We start from the raw sequence: 17,950 nt of genomic DNA, 5'->3' as shown, positions 1-17,950 counted from the left end.
TGGCCAGCCCAGACAATGACCAAGCGCCAGGCGCACAGCCCGTCGCTTCGCATCAGCCAAACGGAACACCGGCTCTGGACCGCGAGTCACTAGAGGACTGCCTGAATTCGCCCCACATTCCGTAGGGGACGCAAAGAGCGCCCTACAGGCGCCTGATGAGGACTTTCCATGGCTACGCCCCCCAAGAGTGAACTCGCCGGTACCGATACCCTGGATCGCCAGAACACCTCGAAGAAACTCGAGCAGCTGGAGCAGTTCCGCTCCGATGCCACCGGCCAGGCACTGCGCACCAACCACGGCGTGAAGATCGCCGACAACCAGAATTCGTTGCGCGCCGGCACCCGCGGACCCTCCTTGCTCGAAGACTTCATCATGCGGGAGAAGATCACCCACTTCGACCACGAGCGCATCCCGGAGCGCATCGTCCATGCCCGCGGCACCGGTGCCTATGGCTACTTCCAGCCCTACCAGAACTGGTCCGACCTGACCAAGGCCGCCCTCTTCCGCGACCCCAACCACCAGACCCCGGTGTTCGTGCGCTTCTCCACCGTGCAGGGCCCGCGAGGCTCGGGCGATACCGTGCGCGACGTGCGCGGCTTCGCCATCAAGTTCTACACCGAGGAAGGCAACTGGGACATGGTCGGCAACAACATGCCGGTCTTCTTCATCCAGGACGCCATCAAGTTTCCCGACTTCGTCCATGCGGTGAAGCCCGAGCCGCACAACGAGATACCCACGGGCGGCAGCGCCCACGACACCTTCTGGGACTTCGTCTCCCTGGTGCCCGAGTCGGCGCACATGGTGCTCTGGACCATGACCGACCGTGCCATCCCGGTGAACCTGCGCAGCATGCAGGGCTTTGGCATCCACACCTTCCGCATGATCAATACCGCCGGCAAGGGCGTCTTCGTCAAGATCCACCTGAAACCCGCCGGTGGCGTGCGTTCCCTGGTGTGGGACGAAGCCCAGAAGCTGGCGGGCAAGGACACCGATGCCCACCGCCGCGACCTCTGGGAAGCCATCGAGGCCGGTGACTATCCCGAGTGGGAATTCGGCGTGCAGATCATCCCCGAGGAAGACGAGCACAAGTTCGACTGGGACATCCTCGACGCCACCAAGATCATTCCCGAGGAGCTGGTACCCATCACGCCCCTGGGCAAGCTGGTGCTCAACCGCAACCCGGACAACTACTTCGCCGAAACCGAGCAGGTGGCCTTCTGCCCCGGCCACATCGTGCCCGGCATCGACTTCAGCAATGACCCCCTGCTGCAGGGTCGGCTGTTCTCCTACACCGACACTCAGATCAGCCGCCTCGGTGGGCCGAACTTCCATGAACTGCCGGTCAACCGCCCGGTGGTGCCGAACCACAATGGCCAGCGTGACGCCAAGTACCGCATGACCATCGACAAGGGCCGTGCCTCCTACGAGCCCAACTCCATCGACGGTGGCTGGCCCAAGGAAACGCCGCCAGCACCCCAGGATGGCGGCTTCGAGAGCTATTACGAGCGCATCGACGGTTACAAGGTGCGCGAGCGCAGCGAGTCCTTCGGCGACCACTTCTCCCAGGCCACGTTGTTCTACAACAGCCTGTCGGAAGCCGAGCAGGCCCACGTCGCCGATGCCTACAGCTTCGAGCTGGGCAAGGTCGAGCGCATGTGGATCCGTGAGCGTCAGGTCAACGAGATCCTCGCCAACATCGATCTGGACCTGGCGCAGAAGGTCGCCAAGAAGATCGGCGTGACGCCGCCCACCGCACCCACCGTGCAACCGCGCCAGATCTCCATCGACAAGTCGCCGGCGCTGAGCCAGCTCAACCTGCTGTCCGGCAACATCAAGGGCTTCAAGGTGGCGGTACTGGTGGGTGACGGCGTCATCGCCAGTGAAGTGGACGCCATCAAGCAGGCACTCAAGGCCGAAGGCGCCCATGTGAAGGTGCTCGGCCCCACCGCCGGCCCGGTCAAGGCCGCCGATGGCAGTGAAGTGGCCGTGGACGGCTCGGCCGAGGGCATGCCTTCGGTAGCCCTGGACGCAGTCTATGTGCCGGGCGGCGCCGAGAGCGTCAAGGCCATGCTCGACGACGGCGTGATCAAGCACTACCTGCTGGAAGCCTACAAGCACCTCAAGGCCATCGCCCTCACCGGCGAAGCCGAGCAGCTGCTCAAGGCGGTCTACCTGAGCCCCGACGAGGCACTGCTCACCGGCGGTGACTTCAAGGCGGTGCAGCAGGATTTCTTCGCCGCCATCGCCAAGCACCGTTGCTGGGCGCGGATGCCGAAGATCAAGTCCATCCCGGCCTGATTCAGGCAGGCATGAAAAAGCCGACCGTCGCGAGACGGTCGGCTTTTTTCTTTTGGGGCTATCGCGATCGTTGCCCGTTTAGGCCATCGCGGCCATGGGCCGCTCCTACAGAAGATTGATGCTGCTGTAGGAGCGGTCGTTACGGCGCACCGGCACGGCTGCAATGCCTCCCTACCTTCGTAGGTTGGGTTGAGACGGCTCCATCGTCGAAGCCCAACAAGGCGGGGCTGACAGCATGTTCCGTTGTTGGGCTTCGCTGTGCTCAGCCCAATCTACGAGTTCTGTGTCGGGATCAGCCCAGCACCAACACCCCGTCCATTTCCACCTGGGAGCCCTTGGGCAACGCGGCCACGCCGATGGCGGCGCGGGCGGGATACGGCTGCTGGAAGTAGCGACCCATGATCTCGTTGACGGTGGCGAAGTGCGAAAGGTCGATCAGGAAGATGTTCAGCTTGACGATGTCGGCCAGCGAACCACCGGCGGCCTCAGCCACGGACTTGAGGTTCTCGAACACCTGGACCACCTGGGCCTCGAAGCCGTCTACCAGCTCCATGCTGGTGGGATTGAGCGGGATCTGCCCGGAGAGATAGACGGTGTCACCGACCTTGATCGCCTGGGAATAGGTACCAATGGCGGCAGGCGCCTTGTCGGTGTGGATCACTTGCTTGCTCATGGGTCGCTCCTGTGCGGGAAAGGCTCGATTCTGCAAGCCCGTGGCGACCCACTGCAACCTCAGCTACGAACCCGAGTGATACCAGCCACGCCCTTGAGCGTCCGCAGCTTCTTGATCACCCGCGCCAGATGGACACGGTCGCGCACGCTGACCACCAGCTGAACCACGCTGACTCGGCCGTCGCGCTCGTTCATGCCGATCTTCTCGACGTTGGCGTCCGCGGCGGTGACGTTGTTGGCCAGCATGGCGATCAGGCCGCGCTGGTGCTCCAGCTGGACACGCAACTCGACGCTGAATTCGCCGGTGACGTCCTTGGCCCAGTTGAGCACGATGCATTTTTCGCTGTTGTGGCGGAATTCGGCGATGTTCCTACAGTTTTCCAGGTGGATCACCATACCCTTGCCGGCCGACAGGTGGCCGACGATGGGATCGCCCGGAATCGGCGTGCAGCACTTGGCGTAACTGATCACCAGGCCTTCGGTGCCACGGATGGCCAGCGGCCCCTGGGGCGTGGTGCTGGCCTGGGGTTCCAGCGGCTCTTCCTGCTCGCTGCCGGACACCAGGCGCCGCGCCACCACATAGGCCATGCGATTGCCCAGGCCGATCTCTTCGAGCAGGTCTTCCAGTACCACGCCCTTGTACTCGCCGAGTACCGAGAGGATGCGCATCGGCGAGATCTTCGACAGCTGGGTGCCAAAACCGGACAGCGCCTTGTTCAGCAGCCGCTCGCCGAGGCTGATGGACTCGGAGCGACGCTGCTGCTTGAGCGCATGGCGGATATTGGTGCGCGCCTTGCCGGTGACCACGAAGTTGAGCCAGGCCGGATTGGGCCGGGCACCGGGGGCGGTGACGATCTCCACCGTCTCGCCACTGCCCAACGGCTGCGACAGCGGCGCCAGGCGACGATTGATGCGGCAGGCGATGCAGCTGTTGCCCACGTCGGTGTGCACCGCATAGGCGAAGTCCACGGCCGTGGAGCCCTTGGGCAGCTCCATGATGCGACCCTTGGGGGTGAAGACGTAGACCTCGTCGGGAAAGAGGTCGATCTTCACGTTCTCGATGAATTCCAGGGAGTTGCCCGCACGTTGCTGCAACTCGAGGATGCCCTTCACCCACTGGCGCGCGCGCAGGTGGCTGGCGCGCGGCTCGTCGCCCCCGGCCTTGTACAGGCCATGGGCGGCGATGCCGTTGTTGGCCATCTCTTCCATCTCGCGGGTGCGGATCTGGATCTCGATGGGCACGCCGTGCATGCCGAACAGGGTGGTGTGCAGGGACTGGTAGCCGTTGGCCTTGGGGATGGCGATGTAGTCCTTGAAGCGCCCCGGGAACGGCTTGTAGAGATTGTGCACCGCGCCGAGCACCCGGTAGCAGGTGTCGACCTTGTCGACGATGATGCGGAAGCCGTAGACGTCCATGATTTCGTTGAACGACTTACGCTTGCCGCGCATCTTCTGGTAGATGCTGTGCAGGTGCTTTTCACGGCCGACCACCTCGCCGTCCAGGCCGTCGCGGGCCAGGCAGTTGGCCAGGGATTCCTGGATCTTGCCGAGGATCTCGCGGCGATTGCCCCGCGCGGTCTTGACCGCCCGCTGGATGCGCTCGGCGCGCATCGGATGCATGGCGCGAAAACCCAGGTCCTCGAATTCCACGTAGAAATCGTGCATGCCCAGCCGGTTGGCGATGGGCGCGTAGATTTCCAAAGTTTCCTTGGCGATGCGCCGGCTCTTGTCCGGCGGCATGGCGTCCAGGGTGCGCATGTTGTGCAGCCGGTCGGCCAGCTTGACCAGGATGACGCGGATGTCCTTGGACATCGCCATGGTCATCTTCTGGAAGTTCTCCGCCTGGGCCTCGGCCTTGGTCTCGAACTTCATCTGGGTCAACTTGCTGACCCCGTCCACCAGCTCCGCCACCGTCTCGCCGAACTGGCCGGCGAGGGCTTCCTTGGCGATGCCGGTGTCCTCGATCACGTCGTGCAGCATGGCCGCCATCAGACTCTGATGGTCCATGTGCATGTCGGCGAGGATGTTGGCGACGGCCAGCGGATGGGTGACATAGGGCTCGCCGCTACGGCGGCGCTGCCCATCGTGAGCCTGCTCGGCGTAGTAATAGGCCCGCCGGACCAGATTGACCTGGTCGGGGGTCAGGTAGTCCGCCAGTCGCTCGGCCAGCAGGTCGATGCCGGTCGGGGGGACGTCACCATAGGCAGGCTCGGCGGCCATGGCTTAGAGGGCCTCGCCGTCCGCTTCTTCGTTGACTTCGAAGGCGGCGAACAGCGGCTCTTCTTCGACGATGTCGTCCAGACGGATGACTTCCTCGTCGACCAGGCCTTCGGCGATCTCGCGCAGGGCGACGACGGTGGGCTTGTCGTTATCCCACGGTACCTTGGGCTCCTTGCCGCCGGTGGCCAGCTGGCGCGAGCGCTTGGTGGCGAGCATGACCAGCTCGAATCGGTTGTCTACGTTGTCCAGGCAGTCTTCGACAGTAACGCGGGCCATGGTCTTCCTCGTGGCGATGATGATCCCGGGAACGGGGGACCCGATAGTATAAAAATTCGCCAGTGGCAAGGGAAGAGGCGGTGGTCGGAGGACCACCGGCAGCGCTCCCTGCAGAAGCGGCTCCCGCCCGCGCCGGACGGGAGCCCTAGCCGGATCAGACCCCGGCTTTCTTCTTCAACCGCCAGGCGTGCAGCAGCGGCTCGGTGTAGCCGCTGGGCTGTTCGCGACCCTTGAAGATGAGGTCACGGGCGGCGCGATAGGCGTAGGAGCTGTCGAAGTGGCCGGCCATGGGTTCGTAGAGCGCGTCGCCGGCGTTCTGGCCGTCCACCACCTTGGCCATGCGCTGCAGCGTCTCGTCCACCTGTTCGGCGCTGACCACGCCGTGGTGCAGCCAGTTGGCGATGTGCTGGCTGGAGATGCGCAGGGTGGCGCGGTCTTCCATCAGGCCGACGTCATGGATGTCGGGCACCTTGGAGCAGCCCACGCCCTGGTCGACCCAGCGCACCACGTAACCGAGGATGCCCTGGCAGTTGTTGTCCAGTTCCTGCTGGATGGCTTCGGCGGACCAGTCCGGCGACTCGGCCACCGGCACGCTGAGCAGCCCGGCGAGCAATTCGCCACGGGCGGCGTCGACGTCGCTGCGTTCCAGCTCCTGCTGCACCTGCTGGACGTTGACCTGGTGGTAATGCAGGGCGTGCAGCACGGCGGCGGTGGGCGACGGTACCCAGGCGGTATTGGCGCCGGCCTTGGGATGACCGATCTTCTGTTCCAGCATAGCGGCCATCAGGTCGGGCATGGCCCACATGCCCTTGCCGATCTGCGCCTTGCCGCGCAGACCGCAGGCCAGGCCCACCAGCACGTTGTTGCGCTCGTAGGCGGTGATCCACTTCGAGGTCTTCATGTCGCCCTTGCGCAGCATGGGCCCGGCCAGCATGGCGGTGTGCATCTCGTCACCGGTGCGGTCGAGGAAGCCGGTGTTGATGAAGGCCACCCGCGCGGCGGCGGCGGCGATGCAGGCCTTGAGGTTGACGCTGGTGCGGCGCTCCTCGTCCATGATGCCCAGCTTGACGGTGTTGGCCGGCAGCCCCAGCAGGACCTCGACGCGGTCGAACAGCTGCACGGCGAAGGCCACCTCGGCCGGGCCGTGCATCTTGGGTTTGACGATGTACACCGAGCCGCTGCGCGAGTTGCCCTGGCGCTTGAGGTCGTGCATCGCGATGGTCACGGTGACCAGGGCATCGAGGATGCCTTCGGGGATCTCGCGACCGTCTTCCAGCAGCACTGCCGGGTTGGTCATCAGGTGGCCGACGTTGCGGATGAACAGCAGCGAGCGACCGTGCAGGGTCAGTGGCTGACCGTCGGCGCCCTGGTACTCGCGGTCGGGGTTGAGGCGGCGGGTAAAGGTCTCGCCAGCCTTGCTTACTTCTTCTGCCAGATCGCCCTTCATCAGGCCCAGCCAGTTGCGATAGGCCAGCACCTTGTCGGCGGCGTCCACCGCGGCGATGGAATCCTCCAGGTCCATGATGGTGCTGACCGCGGCTTCCATGAGCAGATCCTTGACCCCGGCGGCGTCGGTCTTGCCGATGGCGCTGTCGCGGTCGATCTGGATCTCCAGGTGCAGGCCGTTATGGCGCAAGAGCACCGCGGACGGCGCGGCGGCGTCGCCCTGGTAGCCGACGAAGGCCGCCGGATCGGCCAGTTCGCTGGTGCCGCTCTTGAGGTCCACCACCAGGCGACCGTCCTGCACCCGGTAGGCGGTAGCGTCCCGGTGCGAACCGCCGGCCAGGGGGGCCACGCCGTCCAGCACCTGGCGGGCGAAGGCCACCACCTTGGCGCCGCGGGCGGGGTTGTAGCCCTTGCCGCGCTCGGCGCCATCGGTCTCGGGCAGGGCGTCGGTACCGTAGAGGGCGTCATACAGCGAGCCCCAGCGGGCATTGGCGGCGTTCAGGGCGTAGCGGGCGTTGAGCACCGGCACCACCAGCTGCGGACCGGCCTGCTCGGCGATCTCACGATCGACGCCGGAGGTCGAGGCCTGCACCTGACCGGGCACCGGCTGCAGATAGCCGATGCTTTCCAGAAAGCTCTGGTAGGCGGACAGATCGGTGACCGGACCGGGATGGGCGCTGTGCCAGTTGTCCAGTTCCACCTGCAGGCGATCACGCTCGGCCAGCAGTTCCCGATTGCGCGGTGCCAGCTCGTGCACCAGCTTGTCCACGCCCGACCAGAAGGCGGCGGTGTCGAGGCCGGTGCCGGGCAGTACTTCCTCGTCGATGAAGCGCTGCAGCTCGGTGGCCACCTGCAGGCGGCCCAGGGTAGTGCGGTCGGTCATGATGGCTTTCCTTGAGACATGAAAATTAAATGGAAGCCTGTCCACGATCTCGCGAGCTAGAGCCAGGCAAGGCGAAAACAGCCGAGGAAGCGGAGTTTACGAAAGGTAAATGAGCATTCCGAGGCGGTTTTCAACACAGCCTGGCCGACGTGCAGCAGATCGTGGGCAGGCGATCAGCCGAGGGCGGCGATGGCGGCCTTGGCGACCTGCGCATCTTCCGGCGCCTTGACGCCGGAGACGCCGACCGCGCCCACCACCTGGCCGTCCACCAGGATGGGCACCCCGCCTTCGAGCATGCCCTGCATCAGCGGCGCGCTGAGAAAGGCGGTGCGGCCGTTGTTGATCATCTCCTCCAGCACCTTGGACTCCTTGCGCGCCAGGGCGGCGCTGCGGGCCTTTTCCGGAGCGATGTAGGCGCTGTTGGGCGCGGCGCCGTCGAGGCGCAACAGCGCCAGCGGATGGCCGCCGTCGTCGGCCACGGCGATGCACACGGCCCAGCCCTGGCGCTCGGCTTCGGCGCGCCCGGCGGCCAGCAGGGTGTCGATCTCGGCAAGGGTGAGCACGGCTTTGGTCTTCATGGGGCCTCCAGGGTTCAGGGTTGAGTCGGAGCGGCCAGGGCCGCGTCGAGGATTTCGATCCAGTGGCGCACGGGAGTTCTCCCAGCGCCGTCGAGATGGCTCTGGCAACCGATGTTGGCGGTGGCGATCACCTCGGGGTGACCACTTTCCAGGGCATCGAGCTTGGCGTCACGCAGCCGCCGCGACAAGTCCGGCTGGGTCAGCGAATAGGTGCCGGCCGAACCGCAGCAGAGGTGACCGTCCGGCACCGGCGCCAGCGGAAAGCCGAGGCGCTGCAGGACGCCCTCCACGGCGCCGCCGAGGCGCTGGGCGTGCTGCAGGGTGCAGGGGCAGTGGAAGGCCAGCCGCGGCGTGTCCTTCAGCCGCAGCTCTTCCAGCGGGAGCTCGCGCAGCACCTCCACCAGGTCGCGGGTGCGCGCCGAGACCTCGCGGGCCTTGGCGGCATAGGCCGGGTCGTCCTTGAGCAGGCTGGCGTACTCCTTGACGAAGGCGCCGCAGCCGCTGGCGGTCTGGATGATGGCCTCGGCGCCGCCCTGCAAGGCCGGCCACCAGGCGTCGATATTGCGCCGGGCACGATCGAGGCCAGCCTCCTGGGCATTGAGGTGATAGTCCACCGCGCCGCAGCACCCGGCGCGGGGCGCGGCGTCCAGGCTGATGCCGAGGCGATCCAGCACCCGCGCGGTGGCGGCATTGGTATTGGGCGACAGCCCTGGCTGCACGCAGCCTTCGAGGATCAGCATGCGCCGGGCATGGCGCGGTGCCGGGCGCACACCCGGGGCGGCGATGCGCGCTGGCAGCTTGGCCTGGACGCTGGCCGGCAACAGCGGCTTGAGGGTCTGGCCGCCTTTCAGCAGCACCCCGAACAGCCGTGGCTGCGGCAGCACCTGGCGCAGTCCGGCACGCAGCAGGCGCTGGCCTAGTGGCCGCGGCACCCGACGTTCCACCTCGGCGCGGCCGATGTCGAGCAATTCGTGGTAGGAGACGCCCGACGGACAGGTGGTCTCGCAATTGCGGCAGGTCAGGCAGCGGTCGAGATGCTCGCGGGTCTTTTCGCTGACCTCGCCGCCTTCGAGCATGCCCTTGATCAGGTAGATGCGCCCGCGGGGCCCGTCCAGCTCGTCGCCGAGCAGCTGGTAGGTCGGGCAGGTGGCGTTGCAGAAGCCGCAATGCACGCAGCTGCGCAGCACCCGCTCGGCATCGGCGGCGCGGGGCAATTCGCGGGCGGCAGGACTCAGATTGGTTTGCATAGGTCGCTCCCTTAGAGCCCGGCGTACAGCCGACCCGGATTGAAGATCCCCTGGGGGTCCAGGCGGGCCTTGAGGCGGCGGTGGTAGTCCAGCAGCGCGGCGGGCAGCGGATGCTGGGCCTCACGCTCGGCGTCCGGCGCATAGCAGAGGGCATGACCACCGGCGCGCTCGGCGATCTCGCGCAGGACCGTGGCCGGGGCATCGCTCTTGAGCCAGTACTGGGCACCGCCCCAGTCCAGCAAGAGGCTGCCGGGCAGCTCCAGCAGCGGGGTATTGACCGGTACCGACAGCCGCCACAGCGGCCTGGGGTCGTCGAAGAAGGCCAGCCGCTGTTCGTTGAGCTCGTCCCAGAAGGCCTCGCCCAGGGCTTCACCGCCCAGGCGATCGACGGCCGAGCGCACCGAGCCCTCGCCGCCCTCCAGGCGCAGCTGCAGCCGCTGGCCGTCATGACAGGCCGCCGAGATCGGCAGGGCTTCGCGACCCCAGACGGCGAGGCGCTGCAGGGCGCGTTCGGCGTCCAGTTCCAGACTCAGGCTCTGGGTGCAGCGCGGCCTGGGCAGGACCTTGAAGGACACCTCGGTGACCACCCCCAGGCAACCCTGGCTGCCGGCCAGCAGGCGAGAGACGTCGTAGCCGGCAACGTTCTTCATCACCTCGCCGCCAAATCTCAGGTGTTCGCCAGTGCCAGTGATCAACCGCGTGCCCAGGACGAAGTCCCTCAGACTGCCGGCCCAGGGCCGGCGCGGACCGGAGAGGCCGCAGGCCAGGGTGCCGCCGACCGTGGCGCCCTCCCCCAGTTGCGGCGGTTCGCAAGGCAGCATCTGGCCTTGCTCGGCCAGGGCGGCATTGAGTTCGGCCAGCGGCGTGCCGGTGCGCACCGTGGCCACCAGCTCGGTGGGGTCGTAGTGCACCAGACCGCGATGGCCGCTGACGTCCAGCGGCTCGCCGTCCACCGGACGACCCAGATGAGCCTTGGTATCGCCGCCATGGATGCGCAGCGGCTGGCGACGGACCAGGGCCTCTCGGACCTGATCGAGGAGCAGTTCCAGGCTGTCCATCAGAAACGCTCCAGTTCGGGGTGGGGCAACTGGCCGTGATGCACGTGCAGGCCACCGAATTCGGCGCAGCGGTGCAGGGTCGGCACGTTCTTGCCGGGATTGAGCAGCCCGGGGGCGTCGAAGGCCGCCTTCACCGCATGGAAGAAGGTCAGCTCGCCCGGCTGGAACTGGGTGCACATGGCGTTGATCTTCTCGCGACCCACCCCGTGTTCGCCGGTGATGGTGCCGCCCACCGCCACGCAGAGGTCGAGAATGCGCCCGCCCAGGGCCTCGGCCTGCTCCAATTCGCCGGGCCGGTTGGCATCGAAGAGGATCAGCGGATGCAGGTTGCCGTCGCCAGCGTGGAAGACGTTGCCCACCGCCAGGCCGTATTCCGCGGACAGCGCCTCGATGCCGCGCAGCACCTCGGGCAGGGCGCGGCGTGGGATGGTGCCGTCCATGCAGTAGTAGTCGGGCGACAGCCGCCCCACCGCGGGAAAGGCATTCTTGCGCCCGGCCCAGAATTTCTGCCGCTCGGCCTCGTCGCGGGCCAGGCGGATCTCGGTGGCACCGGCGGCCGCCAGCAGGCTGCTGACGCGCTCGATGTCGGCGGCCACGTCGGCTTCCACCCCGTCCAGCTCGCAGAGCAGGATGGCCGCGGCGTCCACCGGGTAGCCGGCGTGGATGAAGTCCTCGGCGGCTCTCAGGGTCAGGTTGTCCATCATCTCCAGCCCACCGGGGATGATGCCGGCGGCGATGATGTCGGCCACCGCGGCGCCGGCACGCTCGATGTCGGCGAAGCTGGCCATCACCACCCGGGCACAGGGCGGCTTGGGCAGCAGCTTGACGGTCACCTCCACCACGACGCCGAGCAGGCCCTCGGAGCCGGTGAACAGCGCCAGCAGGTCGAAGCCGGGGCTGTCCAGGGCAGCGCTGCCCAGGGTCAGGCGTTCGCCCTCCAGGGTGACGATCTCCACCGCCAGCACGTTGTGCACGGTCAGGCCGTATTTCAGGCAGTGCACGCCACCGGCGTTCTCGGCCACGTTGCCGCCGATGGAGCAGGCGATCTGCGACGAGGGATCGGGGGCGTAGTAGAGGTCGTGGGGTGCCGCGGCCTGGGAGATGGCCAGGTTGCGCACTCCAGGCTGGACCCGGGCACGGCGGCCATCGGGGTCCACGTCGAGGATGCGATTGAAGCGCGCCATCACCAGCAGCACGCCTTGCTCCAGTGGCAGGGCGCCGCCGGAAAGCCCGGTGCCGGCACCGCGCGCCACCAGGGGCACGTTCAGCTCATGGCAGAGACGCAGGGTCGCCTGCACCTGCTCCACCGTTTCCGGCAGCACCACCAGCAGTGGCGTGGTGCGATAGGCCGCCAGGCCGTCGCATTCGTAGGGCTTGAGGTCTTCCCTGTCGTGCAGCAGGCAGTGCTCGGGCAGCGCAGCGCGCAACCGCTGCAGCAGTTGCGCCTTGTCCGGGCGGGGCAAGGCGCCGTCGAGACGTTCGTCGTAGACCAGGCTCATCGGGTAACCGCCATTGTTGTTGTTCTGGCTGGAAAGGCTTCGTTGTACCCCGAGACTTGACGGCGAGTCCATCGCCCAAACCACTGGTCATACCAGTTTTTTCATACTCTTCGACCAAAGGATTACCCGCTTTCAGCCTGCTTGACGGCGAACCCGGCCGGTGGCTCACTAGAGCTGAATCTCGTGGTCATACCAGCAGGAACATCCATGTCTGCACCCGCCCCCCGCCTTCCCGTCGCCGAGAACGTCAGTCAGCAGATCGAACGTCTGGTGGTGGACGGGGTGCTCAAGGTCGGCCAGCCGCTGCCGTCCGAGCGGCGCCTGTGCGACAAGCTCGGTGTCTCCCGGACCGCCCTGCGCGAAGGCCTGGGCCTGCTGCGCGCCCGCGGCATCATAGAAACGCGCCACGGCCAGGGCAGCTTCGTCGCCCGCCTGGCGGCGCCGGCGGCGGAGAATCCCCTGCTGCACCTGTTCAGCAGCCAGCCGCGTACCCTCTACGATCTGCTGGAGGTACGCGCCCTGTTGGAGGGCGAAGCCGCGCGCCTGGCCGCGCTGCGCGCCACCACCGCCGACCTGGTACTAATCGGGCGGCGCTACGAGGAGCTCTGCGCCGCCTGCCAGGATCCGGCCAGCCTGCCGGCGGAAACCCATGCCCGCCTCGACCACGCCTTCCATCTGGCGATCAGCGAGGCCTCGCACAATCCGGTGCTGGTGCACACCCTGCAGTCGCTCAACGAGTTGCTGCTGGGCTCGGTATTCGCCTGCATCGCCAATCTCTACCATCGCCCGCCGCAACGCCGCGAGATCGATGCCCAGCACGCCCGCCTCTATGCCGCGGTGAGTGGACGCCTGCCCGACGAAGCACATGCCGCCGCCCGCGAGCATATCCACAGCGTGAGGGACAGTCTGCGCGAGATCGAGCAGGAAGAGCAGCGGCTGGTGCGGGCGACCATGCGTCTGGAAGGCTGGACCTAGATAAAAGGTCCCGCCGGCAAAGGTCAGTGCCAGAGCCGCTGTCCGTCAGCCCGCAGCACGCCCCCGTCCCCTCGGCAGGCGTAACATCTTGCAACTGCCCTGCCCCGCCCCCATGCTTAGCCGACCTTTTTCCAGCTCCCGGCCCTAATGGACCCTTCCACCAGTCTCGCCTCGACGTTGTTCGCCGATCTCGGCCTCGTGTTCTTCGCCTTCTTCCTCGTGCTGCTCAACGGCTTCTTCGTCGCCGCCGAGTTCGCCATGGTCAAGCTGCGCGCCACCCGTGTGGAGGCCATCGCCAAGAAGCACGGCTGGCGCGGGCGCATCCTCAAGAAGGTGCATAACCAGCTCGACGCCTACCTTTCCGCCTGCCAGCTCGGCATCACCCTGGCCTCCCTTGGCCTGGGCTGGGTCGGCGAGCCGGCCTTCGCCGAATTGCTCGAACCCCTGCTCGGCGCCGCCGGCGTCCGCAGCCCCGAGGTGATCCACGGCGTCGCCTTCTTCTCGGCCTTCTTCATCATCTCCTACCTGCACATCGTGGTCGGCGAGTTGGCGCCCAAGTCCTGGGCGATCCGCAAGCCCGATCTGCTGTCGCTGTGGACGGCGGTGCCGCTGTACCTCTTCTACTGGCTGATGTACCCGGCCATCTGGCTGCTCAACGCCAGTGCCAATGGCATCCTGCGCATCGCCGGCCAGGGCGAGCCGGGCGCGCACCACGAACACCACTACAGCCGCGACGAACTCAAGCTGATCCTGCACTCCAACCGCGCCACCGACCCGGACGCCCGGGTGCTGGCCTCGGCCGTGGAGCTGGGCGAGCTGGAGGTGGTGGACTGGGCCAATTCCCGCGAAGACCTCATCTACCTGGACAGCAAGGCCAGCCTGGAGGAGATCCTCACCCAGATCCGCCGCTCCAAGTACAGTCGCTACCCGGTCTATGACGAAGATAGCCAGACCTTTACCGGGGTGCTGCACATCAAGGACCTGCTCCTGGCCATCGCCGGCCTGGACAGCGAAGCCGCCTCCTTCGACCTCGACGACCTGGTGCATCCGCTGGAGCGGGTGACCAAGCACATGCCGCTGTCCGACCTGCTGGAGCAGTTCCGTCGCGGCGGCGCGCACTTCGTGCTGGTGGAGGAAGCCGACCACAAGGTCATCGGCTTCCTGACCATGGAGGATGTGCTCGAGGTGCTGGTGGGCGACATCCAGGACGAACACCGCAAGACCGAACGCGGCGTGGTCGCCTATCAGCCGGGCAAGTTGCTGGTGCGTGGCGACACCCCGCTGTTCAAGGTCGAGCGCCTGCTGGGCATCGACCTGGACCACGTCGAGGCCGAGACCCTGGCCGGCCTGATCTACGACAGCCTCAAGCGCGTTCCCGAAGAGGAGACGGTGCTAGAGGCCGAAGGCCTGCGCATCATCGTCAAGAAGATGAAGGGTCCCAAGATCGTCCTGGCCAAGGTCATCAAGCTGGATCCCAAGGACGTCCGCCGGCGCCAGCCGGAGGAGCGCTGAGGCGACGCGGCCTCAGCCGCGTCCGCTGCCCAGTTCCGGCAGACCGTCGCTCAGGCAGACGCGATTTCGCCCATTTCGCTTGGCTGCATAGAGCGCCCGGTCGGCGTCTTCCAGCAGGCCCAGGCCGTGCTCGAGATTGCTCGGCACGCTCACCGCGACACCGATGCTGACCGACGGTCGCAAGCGCCCCTGCTCGGTCTGCAACTCCAGCCCCGCCACCTCCTGGCGGATACGCTCGGCCAGGAGCTCGGCCGCCGCCCGGTCGCTGCCGGGCAAGGCGATGACGAATTCCTCGCCGCCATAGCGCGCCGCCACCTCCCCCGCGCGCTGGACGTGCTGGCGCAACACCTCGGCCACGCACCTCAGGCATTCGTCGCCCAGGGTGTGGCCATGGGTGTCGTTGACCGCCTTGAAGTGATCGAGGTCCACCAGCAGCACCGCCAGCGGCAGTTCGGCACGGATGGCGCGGCGGATCTCCTGTTGGAAGACCCGCTCGAAATGCCGGCGATTGCCGAGCCCGGTCAGGGAATCGGTCTGGCTCTGGTGCAAGAGTTCGCGATTCAGCCGCTCGAGGCTGGCCTTGGCCTGCTGCAACTCCACGGTGCGCAGCGCCACCCGCAATTCCAGCTCGACAAAGGAGGCTTCGCGCTCGCGGGCCAGGGCGTTGGAGGCTTCCAGGGCCTGCCGTTGGGCCTCGATTCGCGCCCGCCGCTGCAGACTCAGGCCCTCGGTGAGCCCCAGCGACAGCATCACGAAGCCCAGGGTGAAACCGGCTATCTGCCCATGGAAAGCCGGACTGTCGGCGGCCAGCCAGCCGGCCACAGCCAGCAGCTGGATCGCGCTGCCCAGCAACAGCAGGGCCCAGGCGGCGCTGAACCACAACGCCATGCGGCTGCCGCGCAGCGCCAGGTAGGTGGTGGTGCCCAGCAGGCCCAGGCAACTCAGCGCCATCATGCCGAGCATTTCCTGGAAGCTCAGCAGGTGCGGCCAGATCAGCGTGACGACCAGCGCCACATTCCAGTAGCCGATCAGCAGACGATTGCCAAAGTCGATCCAGCGGCCGCCGTGATAGAGACTGAGCAGATAGCGCACGAACAACCCGCCACTCAGAAAGCACAGGGCGGCGAAGGCCAGGTGCGCACGCAGGGCGAAGGCCGGGCTCTCCGGCCAGAGTTGCCAGGCGCCATAGCCGCTGGTGACCGCCTGATAGCCGATGACGCTGAGCAGATAGAGGGCATACCAGCCAAAACCCGAGCGGCGGCCGAAACCCCACAGCGTGAGGGTCAGCAGCAGGATGGTGATCAGGCAGCCAAAGAAGCTGCCGACCAGCCAGGCATCCTGCTGGGCCTCGCGCAGATAGGTGGCCGGGGTGACCAGGCGCAGCGGCAGGATAAAGGTCTCCCGCGAATCCAGCCGCAGGTAGACCTCCTCCACGGCGCCGGCGGTCGGCGCCAGGGCGAACATCAGCTGGCGCCCGGGCAGCGCCCGTTGCGTCGCCGGCAGCGCCAGGCCGCTGCGCTGCAGCGGGCTCCAGCGACCATCGGCTCCGCGGGTGCGCAGGTCCAGGCGATCCAGCACCGGCCAGGTCGGAATCAGCCACCAGGCCTGGTCGTCGCGACTCTGGATGGCAAAGCGCAGCCAGAGGCCCTGGCGGCCGTCATGGAGCAGCATTTCCAGTTCATCGGGCGCATGCCAGCCGTCCTCGCCACCGCTTGGGCGCGCGGCTGCCTCGGCAAAGGTCAGACTGGCGGGCGCCTTGAGAATCTCCAGTGCCGGTCGGGGATCGTAACTGCGCGCCGGATCGTCGAGGCGCAGCACCTGCGCCTGACCGTCGAGGGCGATCAGCAACAGGACCAGCAGGTGCAAAGCCCGATTGCGCCCACCGGCGCACAGGGCGGCCAGGAATCCTTTCATAAGGGCGGCATCCAGAGCCTGAAGGAAGGAAAGGCCGCGGTAGAGCCCGCGCCCTGGAGGAAATAACGTGGTGATAGCATAACGCCACCAAGCCTGGTCCTGCCAAGGGATTTCTACAGGCGACAGGGTGCCTGGGCCCTGGATGGGCCCGGTGGCGTCAGCCTGTCTGGAACGCCCGGAAGCGCGGACTCAGCGGTCGCCCAGCGCCATGTTGGGCAGGGCCGCCAGCGGCCGCACGAAACGGAAGGGAATGGAGACCATTTCACCGCCCGTGTGGGCCTGGACGACGAAATGCAGATGGGGACCGGTGCTGCGACCGGTGTTGCCCGACTCCGCCAGGGGCGTGCCGATCTCCACCCGCTCCCCGGGTCGCACCTTGACCGAACCTCGGCGCAGGTGCAGGTAGGCGCTCTGGCTGCCGTCCTCGTGGGCGATGCGCACGAAGTTGCCGGAGGGGTTGGGACCATGGCCGAACTGGCCGTTTTCGACGTCGATCACCGTGCCGGCGCGAGCGGCGCTGATCGGCGTACCTTCGGGCATGGCGATGTCCACCGCATAGCGCCCCTTGGGCGTGTTGTGGCTGAAATCGCCCCCGGCGCCCTGGGTCACGTAGTAGACCCCTTGCCGCCAGGGCCAGGCGTAACCATAGCCGATGCCGTTGTCGGCACCACTCGCGACATTCGTCGCCAGCGACGGCAGGGTGCCGACCGGCAGCTGCGGACTATAGCTGAAGGCCTGGTCGAAGTGCATGGGAAAGCCCTGCTGGCGCTTGCGGATCACCGCTAGCTGCACCGTGGAGCGCGGCTCGATGACCTGGCGGATCGGGCGCTCGGCACCGGCCACGTTGACGGTGCGTTGCAGGCGCAGTTCGACACGCACGGGCACGTCGAAATCGTTGCGGACTTCGAAGATGCGACCTTCGCTGCCGTTGCGGACCTTGAGCTTGACCTGCCCCTTGCGGGCCGGGCTCTTGGCGGAGGTCTTGGTCAGGGTCGCCTTTTCGGCAGCCGGCGCAACGGCAGGTACGGCCAGGGCGAGGGTCAGGCAGGTGATCAGGGCGGTCAGGCGTCGGTCCATGGCATAGGGCCACCATGATGGGCAAGGACAGAACCTAACAAAGCCGCGCGAGGCGGGCGATGGTCAAACCGCGGCTTTGTGAAGCCGCTGGCAAAGCATCGTCGCGAATAAAAAAGCGTGGCACTCAAATCCCTGTGCCACGCTGCCACCGATCGGACGGTAGTTCAAATACAGGCCTGATGGTTCAGGCAGGTCAGCCAAGCGGCGGGTGTTCTGTGCGACACTCCCGCAAGAGGCAGGTTTTCGGCGTGCAGGGGGATCGCCCCTTGGGCGCGCCCAATGCTCCGGCCATAGT

Annotated in this window: 13 protein-coding genes; 3 read left to right on the top strand and 10 right to left on the bottom strand. The window is 66.8% G+C overall.

The window, feature by feature from the left end; all coding sequences use genetic code 11:
• Positions 1 to 168 precede the first annotated feature (168 nt).
• Positions 169 to 2,298, top strand: coding sequence for a catalase HPII (katE, locus tag NRG74_RS18250; protein ID WP_257704996.1), 2,130 nt, complete (start codon positions 169 to 171; stop codon positions 2,296 to 2,298).
• A 292-nt stretch (positions 2,299 to 2,590) separates the two neighbouring features.
• Here the strand turns inward: katE and NRG74_RS18245 are convergent, their stop codons facing one another.
• The 8 genes from NRG74_RS18245 to glcD all read right to left on the bottom strand — a co-directional run bounded on the left by NRG74_RS18245 (position 2,591) and on the right by glcD (position 12,177).
• Entirely contained in the window at positions 2,591 to 2,971 is a 381-nt protein-coding gene (locus NRG74_RS18245; RefSeq protein WP_064307739.1) for a RidA family protein, read from the bottom strand.
• 59 nt (positions 2,972 to 3,030) lie between these two features.
• Positions 3,031 to 5,190, bottom strand: a complete 2,160-nt coding sequence (gene spoT, locus NRG74_RS18240; protein ID WP_257704995.1) for a bifunctional GTP diphosphokinase/guanosine-3',5'-bis pyrophosphate 3'-pyrophosphohydrolase — start codon at positions 5,188 to 5,190, stop codon at positions 3,031 to 3,033.
• Between the two features lie 3 nt (positions 5,191 to 5,193).
• Positions 5,194 to 5,466, bottom strand: coding sequence for a DNA-directed RNA polymerase subunit omega (gene rpoZ, locus NRG74_RS18235; protein WP_007161465.1), 273 nt, complete (start codon positions 5,464 to 5,466; stop codon positions 5,194 to 5,196).
• A gap of 154 nt (positions 5,467 to 5,620) precedes the next feature.
• Positions 5,621 to 7,795, bottom strand: coding sequence for a malate synthase G (locus NRG74_RS18230; protein ID WP_257704994.1), 2,175 nt, complete (start codon positions 7,793 to 7,795; stop codon positions 5,621 to 5,623).
• A 173-nt stretch (positions 7,796 to 7,968) separates the two neighbouring features.
• Entirely contained in the window at positions 7,969 to 8,373 is a 405-nt protein-coding gene (locus NRG74_RS18225) for a heme-binding protein (RefSeq protein WP_017639294.1), read from the bottom strand.
• 14 nt (positions 8,374 to 8,387) lie between these two features.
• On the bottom strand, positions 8,388 to 9,620 hold the full coding sequence (glcF, locus tag NRG74_RS18220) for a glycolate oxidase subunit GlcF (protein ID WP_257704993.1): 1,233 nt from the start codon (positions 9,618 to 9,620) through the stop codon (positions 8,388 to 8,390).
• Between the two features lie 11 nt (positions 9,621 to 9,631).
• Positions 9,632 to 10,678 carry a glycolate oxidase subunit GlcE gene (gene glcE / locus NRG74_RS18215; RefSeq protein WP_257704992.1) on the bottom strand — a complete coding sequence of 349 codons (1,047 nt, stop codon included), beginning with the start codon at positions 10,676 to 10,678 and terminating at the stop codon, positions 9,632 to 9,634.
• Positions 10,678 to 12,177 (bottom strand): glycolate oxidase subunit GlcD, encoded by a 1,500-nt coding sequence (gene glcD, locus NRG74_RS18210; RefSeq protein WP_093253229.1) that lies wholly within the window; start codon positions 12,175 to 12,177, stop codon positions 10,678 to 10,680. The genes glcE and glcD overlap by 1 nt, the downstream gene beginning before the upstream one ends.
• 207 nt (positions 12,178 to 12,384) lie before the next feature.
• Between glcD and glcC the strand changes: the two genes are divergently transcribed.
• Both glcC and NRG74_RS18200 read left to right on the top strand, forming a co-directional pair.
• Positions 12,385 to 13,152 carry a transcriptional regulator GlcC gene (gene glcC, locus NRG74_RS18205; protein ID WP_064307733.1) on the top strand — a complete coding sequence of 256 codons (768 nt, stop codon included), beginning with the start codon at positions 12,385 to 12,387 and terminating at the stop codon, positions 13,150 to 13,152.
• Positions 13,153 to 13,299: 147 nt separating this feature from the next.
• Positions 13,300 to 14,664: a hemolysin family protein gene (locus NRG74_RS18200; protein ID WP_051226129.1), complete on the top strand. Its 1,365-nt coding sequence runs from the start codon at positions 13,300 to 13,302 to the stop codon at positions 14,662 to 14,664.
• 12 nt (positions 14,665 to 14,676) lie between these two features.
• Here NRG74_RS18200 and NRG74_RS18195 read toward each other — a convergent pair whose 3' ends face one another.
• Together NRG74_RS18195 and NRG74_RS18190 are read right to left on the bottom strand one after the other, a co-directional pair.
• Positions 14,677 to 16,578: a sensor domain-containing diguanylate cyclase gene (locus NRG74_RS18195; protein ID WP_257704991.1), complete on the bottom strand. Its 1,902-nt coding sequence runs from the start codon at positions 16,576 to 16,578 to the stop codon at positions 14,677 to 14,679.
• Between the two features lie 189 nt (positions 16,579 to 16,767).
• Positions 16,768 to 17,655, bottom strand: coding sequence for a M23 family metallopeptidase (locus NRG74_RS18190; RefSeq protein WP_093253219.1), 888 nt, complete (start codon positions 17,653 to 17,655; stop codon positions 16,768 to 16,770).
• Between the last annotated feature and the right edge of the window lie 295 nt (positions 17,656 to 17,950).

It is taken from the genome of Pseudomonas oryzihabitans (assembly GCF_024652905.1).
GTDB lineage: Bacteria > Pseudomonadota > Gammaproteobacteria > Pseudomonadales > Pseudomonadaceae > Chryseomonas > Chryseomonas benzopyrenica.
The sequence above is the reverse complement of the archived record's forward strand: the minus strand, read 5'-3'. Positions and strand labels throughout refer to the sequence as shown.